The 690-nt window shown below is 69.4% G+C and carries 1 pseudogene; it reads left to right on the top strand.

Annotated elements, in window-relative coordinates:
• Positions 1 to 93 precede the first annotated feature (93 nt).
• A pseudogene (locus ABD329_RS47925) lies at positions 94 to 597 on the top strand (alanine--tRNA ligase-related protein); the annotation flags it as partial.
• Positions 598 to 690 lie beyond the last annotated feature (93 nt).

Genomic DNA, 690 nt, shown 5'->3' with positions numbered 1-690 from the left:
CTGGCTGGACTGGTACAACTACCACCGACCCCACACCGGAATCAGCGGCCACACCCCAGCCAGCCGCGTCACCAACCTCCCCGGACAACACACCTAGACCCGGCCCGGATCTGGGTCACCGTCCACCACAGCGACGACGAGGCGCGCGCTCTGTGGCGGCGCGTCGCCGATCTGCCGGACGAGCGGATCGTGGCGCGCGGCGACGAGGACAACTTCTGGTCGATGGGCGTGCCCGGCCCGTGCGGCCCCTGCTCCGAGCTGTACTACGACCGCGGCCCCGCACTCGGACGCGCGGGCGGCCCGGCCGTCGACGAGGACCGCTACATGGAGTTCTGGAACCTCGTCTTCATGAGCCACGAACGCGGCGAGGGCCCCGGCAAGTCCGGCTACCCGATCCTCGGCGAACTCCCCCGCCGCAACATCGACACCGGCATGGGCCTGGAACGCATGGCGACCCTGCTGCAAGGCGTCGACAACCTGTACGAGATCGACGAGACCCGCCCCGTCCTCGACCGCGCGGCGGCGCTCGCCGGGGTCCGCTACGGCACCGACGCGGAGGCGGACGTGCGCCTCCGCGTGGTCGCCGACCACATCCGGGTGTGAGTAGTTGCGGTACAGAAAGTGCCGGTGAGATTGATCTTGGTCGTCTAGCACACCGTTCGGTGGTGCTGCTGGGGTTCGTCGATACCC

Source organism: Streptomyces javensis, assembly GCF_039525925.1.
GTDB classification, from domain to species: domain Bacteria; phylum Actinomycetota; class Actinomycetes; order Streptomycetales; family Streptomycetaceae; genus Streptomyces; species Streptomyces asiaticus.
This window is presented reverse-complemented; position numbering and strand designations above follow the sequence as displayed.